Source organism: Streptomyces sp. NPDC059989 (genome assembly GCF_042736975.1).
Taxonomy (GTDB): domain Bacteria; phylum Actinomycetota; class Actinomycetes; order Streptomycetales; family Streptomycetaceae; genus Streptomyces.
The window spans coordinates 14098-19126 of sequence record NZ_JBHWUO010000091.1; the positions used below are offsets into that span (position 1 = coordinate 14098).

At 73.8% G+C, this 5029-nt stretch carries 6 protein-coding genes; all 6 read left to right on the top strand.

The features are described 5' to 3' along the window. The first annotated feature begins 125 nt into the window (after positions 1-125). The 6 genes from ACFWBN_RS38155 to ACFWBN_RS38180 all read left to right on the top strand — a co-directional run bounded on the left by ACFWBN_RS38155 (position 126) and on the right by ACFWBN_RS38180 (position 4596). Positions 126-800: an amino acid ABC transporter permease gene (locus tag ACFWBN_RS38155; protein ID WP_385185934.1), complete on the top strand. Its 675-nt coding sequence runs from the start codon at positions 126-128 to the stop codon at positions 798-800. Next, a complete protein-coding gene (locus tag ACFWBN_RS38160; RefSeq protein ID WP_385185937.1) occupies positions 797-1687 on the top strand; it encodes an amino acid ABC transporter permease in 891 nt (296 codons plus the stop codon). Before ACFWBN_RS38155 ends, ACFWBN_RS38160 begins: the two co-directional genes overlap by 4 nt. 189 nt (positions 1688-1876) lie before the next feature. Then, positions 1877-3466 carry an FAD-dependent monooxygenase gene (locus ACFWBN_RS38165; RefSeq protein ID WP_385185940.1) on the top strand — a complete coding sequence of 530 codons (1590 nt, stop codon included), beginning with the start codon at positions 1877-1879 and terminating at the stop codon, positions 3464-3466. Positions 3467-3545: 79 nt separating this feature from the next. Further along, complete coding sequence (locus ACFWBN_RS38170) at positions 3546-3593, top strand: hypothetical protein (protein WP_311314449.1); 48 nt, start codon at positions 3546-3548, stop codon at positions 3591-3593. Between the two features lie 77 nt (positions 3594-3670). Next, positions 3671-4204, top strand: a complete 534-nt coding sequence (locus ACFWBN_RS38175; RefSeq protein WP_385185942.1) for a cysteine dioxygenase — start codon at positions 3671-3673, stop codon at positions 4202-4204. After that, a complete protein-coding gene (locus tag ACFWBN_RS38180; RefSeq protein ID WP_385185946.1) occupies positions 4201-4596 on the top strand; it encodes a rhodanese-like domain-containing protein in 396 nt (131 codons plus the stop codon). Before ACFWBN_RS38175 ends, ACFWBN_RS38180 begins: the two co-directional genes overlap by 4 nt. Positions 4597-5029 lie beyond the last annotated feature (433 nt).

Below are 5029 nucleotides of genomic sequence, written 5' to 3' on the forward strand. Positions count from 1 at the left end.
TAAACGACGGCGCCGCCCCCGCAGACCCCGTCGGGCTGGTTTTCTCCGGGTGGGGGGCCCCCCCCCCCCCGGCCGCCCGGGGGCGGCCCACCTCACCGGCCATCCTGGGGAGAGCGCAGGGCATCGTGTTCGATTTTCTTGATTCCGGGCAGTACGACGTGCTCGGAGCCTTCTGGGTGACGGTTCAGCTCACCCTCTACTCGGCGGCCGGATCCCTGATCTGGGGCACCGTCCTGGCCGGGATGCGGGTCAGCCCGGTCCCGCTGCTGCGGAGCTTCGGCACCGCTTACGTCAACCTGGTGCGCAACACCCCGCTGACCTTGCTGATCATCGGCTGCTCGCTGGGACTCAACCAGACCCTCCGCATCGCTCTGGGCGGCGACTCGTTCAAGGAGATCGGCTTCCGGCTCGCGGTCCTCGGACTGATCGCCTACACCGGGACCTTCGTCTGCGAGGCCCTGCGCTCCGGCATCAACACCGTGCCCGTCGGCCAGGCCGAGGCGGCCCGCGCGCTGGGGCTGAGCTTCTTCCAGGTGCTCACCCTGATCGTGCTCCCCCAGGCTTTCCGGGCGGTCGTCGCACCGCTCGCCAACGTACTGATCGCGCTCACCAAGAACACCACGGTGGCGGCGACCATCGGCGTGGCCGAGGCGGCCCTGCTGATGAAGGAAATGCTCGAGAACGAGGCGCAGGCGACCTTCGCGGTCTTCGCGGTCTTCGCCCTCGGTTTCGTCCTGCTGACCCTGCCCACCGGTCTTCTGCTGGGCTGGGTCGCCAAGCGAGTGGCGGTGAAGCGATGAGCTCCGTGCTGTACGACACCCCTGGCCCCAAGGCCAGGGCGCGCAACTGGCTCTACAGCGGGATCTTCGTCGTGCTGTTCGGGCTCGTCCTGTGGTGGGCGCTGTCCCTCATGGGCGAGAAGGGTCAGCTCGACGCCGACAAGTGGTCCCCCTTCGTCACCGACAGCCGGGTCTGGACCACCTACCTGCTCCCCGGCCTGCTGGAGACCCTCAAGGCCGGCGCGCTCGCCATGGTGATCGCCCTCCCGCTGGGCGCGCTGCTGGGCATCGGCCGACTGTCGGACCACGCGTGGGTGCGGGGGCCGGTCGGCGCGTGGGTCGAGTTCTTCCGTGCCATCCCGGTGCTGATGCTGATGCTGTTCGGCAACGCGCTGATGGCGCCGCGGTTCCTGGACGTTCCCTCCGACACCCGGCCCTTCTGGGCCGTGGTCACGGGCCTGGTCCTCTACAACTCGGCAGTCATCGGCGAGATCGTCCGGGCGGGCATCCTCTCCCTGCCCCACGGCCAGAGCGACGCCGCCAAGGCGATCGGCATGCGCAAGGGCCAGACGATGTTCTACGTGCTGATCCCGCAGGCCGTGACGGCGATGCTGCCGGCCCTGGTCAGCCAGCTCGTGGTGATCCTCAAGGACACCGCGCTCGGCGGCGCCCTGCTGGGCTTCGCGGAACTGCTCTCCACGAACCGGCAGATCTCGGCGAACTACAGCAACACCATCGCCACGCTCTTCGTGATCGCGCTGATCTACATCGCGGTGAACTTCGCGCTCACCAGCTTCGCCTCCTGGATGGAAGGCCGGCTGCGGAAGTCGAAGAAGTCCACCGGCGCCGTGCTCGCCGTGGCGGAGGTCGACGACCTGGCCGCCGGGGCGAACAGCGGCGCAGCCTGACACGAGCGGCCGGTTCGACGGACCCGGTGGGTCTGACGTACGGTCAGTCATAGTGCGTATCCCGTGTGGTGCGGCGGAACTCGCCCGCCGCACCACACGGGCTTGTCCGGACCGGTGTCACTTGACGCAGGCACCTCCAGTGGGTTGCATACGTTCTGTGATCACATACCGGACATCGGGAGCCGCGCCATGGACCCGGTGATCGTCGTCGGCGCGGGGCCCGTCGGACTGTCCCTGTCCCTCGCCCTGGCCGGCCAGGGCGTGCCCTGCGTGCTGCTCGACGAGGGGCCCGGCAAGGAGGAACCCCGACCGGCCCGTACGGTCGTCCTGCACGCCGACACGGCGGCCATGGCGCACCGGCTGGGCTGTACGACCCTGCGCGACGAGGGGGCGTACTTCGCCGCCTGGCGCACCATGCGGCGCGGCCGGCCCGCCCAGCGGATCACCTTCGAGGACCACCCGGCCCCGCTGCACCTGCCGCAGCACGCCCTGGCGCGCGGCCTGCGCGACGCCGCCACCGCGCACCCCCTCGTCCAGCTGGTCACCGACAGCCGCCTCGACTCCGTGGAGCAGGACGGCCACGGGGTCACCGCACACACCCGGGGCGCCGAGACCACGTGGTGGCGCGGGAGTTACCTGGTCGGCTGCGACGGCGCCCGCTCCACCGTGCGCAAGCTCCTCGGCATCCGCTTCCCCGGCCGCACCGCCGTGGAACGGCACGCCGTGGCCGCGCTGCGCACCGAACTGCCCTGGCCCGGCGAGGCCCTGCTGCACCGCAGCCCGCCGCAGGAGGTCACCTCCCGGCCGCTGCCCGACGGGGTGTGGCGGCTGGACTGGCTGCTCCCCGCCCGCGGCGAACTGGTCACCCCCGACGCGCTGGTGACCCTCATCCGGGACACCCTTGCCGGGTGGTGCGGGGGCACGACTCCCCCGTACGACCTCATCGACACCGGGGTGCACACCCTGCACCACCGGCTGGCCCGGCGCTGGCGCGACGGCCGCGCCTTCCTCGCCGGCGACGCCGCGCACCTGCTGGGGGCTCTCGGCACCCAAGGGGTCGAGGAGGGGCTGCGGGACGCCGAGAACCTGGCGTGGAAGCTCTCGCTGGCCTGGCACCAGGGGGCCTCCGAGGCCCTGCTCGACAGCTACGAGGGCGAGCGGCGCAGGGCGGTCGCGTCGCGGCTGCGCGCGGCCGACCAGGCGATGCCGGTGCTGCGCGGCGGGGGCGGCCTGCGCACCTACCTGCCGGGCGCCGCCCGTACGGGGGAAACCCTGCTCACGGACGGGCACCTGGGGCGGGGGCCGCTGGGCGCGGAGCCGACGTACGCCCCGCCCGTGGCCGTACGCGAGGTCCCGACCGCAACGGAACCGGGCGGTCCGGTGGCGAACGTACCGGTGACCGCTCCCGACGGCTCGACGGTGCCGCTGCGCGACCTGCTGGGGCAGGGCAGGCTGCTGGTGGTCCTGGTCGCACCGGGCACCGGGGTCTGGGACCGGCGCCACTGGCTCGGCGCAGGCCTGATGCCCCGCCTCGCGGCGGCGGTGAGCGCCCTGCCGGTCCGCACCGATCTGCTGGTCGCGGACGGCTACCCGGGGGCCCCGGCGCACACCGTGCTCCTGGTCCGGCCGGACGGGCACCTGGCGGCGACCTTCGCGGGGGTCCGCCCGGCGGAGCTGTACGAGGCGGCGGACGCGGTCAGGGCGGGCGCGCCCGCGTCCCGGCTGCCGGAACCGACCGCGCCACCCGCACCGACCCCGACACCCACACCGACCACGTGATCGATTGACCGTCCCCGCGAGTCGTGGTTCACTCGCGGGCATGACCGGCAACGACGTACGCCTGTGGCGGAGGGTCCATATGGACCTGCTCCGCTACGCGGGCTGCGTGTGTCGCCCTTCCTGCTGATTCGCCTTTCCCCCGCGCGCCCCGTGCCGTCACCGGCCCGCGCGCACCTCCGCGAACCCCAGGAACGGTCTGCTTCCATGTCTGCACCCACGCACGCCCCTGCCGCCACACTGGCCGGGGGCCCCACGGCGAGGGAACTCCTCGCCTTCGCCCTCGACACGGCCGCCAACTCCCGGATCATCGACTCCCTGCCGCTCGACCCGGAGGGCCGCACCTGGATCCGGCTGGACGGGCCCGCCGGCAGCGAGGCCTGGGTGATCGGCTGGCCGCCGGGCACCGGCACCGGCTGGCACGACCACGCCGAGTCGCGGGGCGCGTTCGCCACCGCCCGGGGCCGGCTCACCGAGCACTCGCTCGCCGTACGGCTGCCCTCGGAAGGCTGGCGGTCGCTGGAGCTCGCCCACGGGGTGGACCGCACGCGCAGCCTGGACGCGGGGGCGGGGCGGGCCTTCGGGGAGCACCACGTGCACGAGGTCCTCAACGAGTCCCCGGCCGAGCACGCGATCTCGGTGCACGCGTACTACCCGCCGCTTCCGCTGATCCGCCGCTACAGCCGCAGCGGGCCGGTGCTCAACCTCGAGCACGTCGAGTCCCCGGCGGACTGGCAGTGAGCGCCGCGACGCCGGTCGGCATCGACGAGCTGCTGGAGCGGGTCCGCGCGGGCTACACCCGCGTCGACGCGCAGGAGGCCTACGCGGCTTCGCGGGCCGGCGCCCTCCTGGTGGACATCCGCTACCAGGCCCTGCGGGAGCGCGACGGCCTGATCCCGGGTGCGCTGGTGGTCGAGCGCAACGAACTCGAATGGCGGCTGGACCCCCGGGGCTCCCACCGTGCGGCCGAGGCCACGAGCCATGACCTCCGGGTGGTGGTCATCTGCAACGAGGGCTACGCGTCCAGCCTCGCGGCGGCCTCGCTCCACGCGCTGGGCCTCCACCGCGCCACGGACCTGACCGGCGGCTTCCAGGCCTGGAAGTCCGCCGGCCTCCCGGTCGCCCCCGCCTGACGCGCTCCGGCCTCGGCCCACCGCCCTCCGGGGCCCCGCGCCCGGCCCTTCCGTGCTCCGGACTCGGGTCATCGCCCTCCGGGAGCCCCGCGCCCCGGCCCTTCCGTGCTCCGGACTCGGGTCATCGGCCTCCAGGGCTCCTCGCCCGGCCCCTCCGTGCTCCTGGGCGGGGCGCGGGTCCCGCTGCGCGGAGCGGTCCCCTACCCGCCCTTCCACCGTTCCCCGGGGCTCCGCCCCAGACCCCGCCGGGCTCCGCCCGGACCCGCGCCTCAAACGCCGGCGGGGCTGGATGTGGCCCCGCCTCAGCCTGCAAGTGCGCGTAGCGCAACCTCAGCCCAGGCGGGGGGGGGTTGGCGCGAGGGGCAAAACACCCCCCCCCGCGGTTTGGGGGGGGGGGGCCGGGGGGGGGCCCCCGGGGGCCGGGCGGCGGGCC

Excerpts from the sequence above, each read along its gene's own strand:
- ACFWBN_RS38175 (WP_385185942.1), top strand. The coding sequence starts at position 3,671 with ATGTCTGCACCCACGCACGCCCCTGCCGCCACACTGGCCGGGGGCCCC.
- ACFWBN_RS38165 (WP_385185940.1), top strand. The coding sequence starts at position 1,877 with ATGGACCCGGTGATCGTCGTCGGCGCGGGGCCCGTCGGACTGTCCCTG.
- ACFWBN_RS38160 (WP_385185937.1), top strand. The coding sequence starts at position 797 with ATGAGCTCCGTGCTGTACGACACCCCTGGCCCCAAGGCCAGGGCGCGC.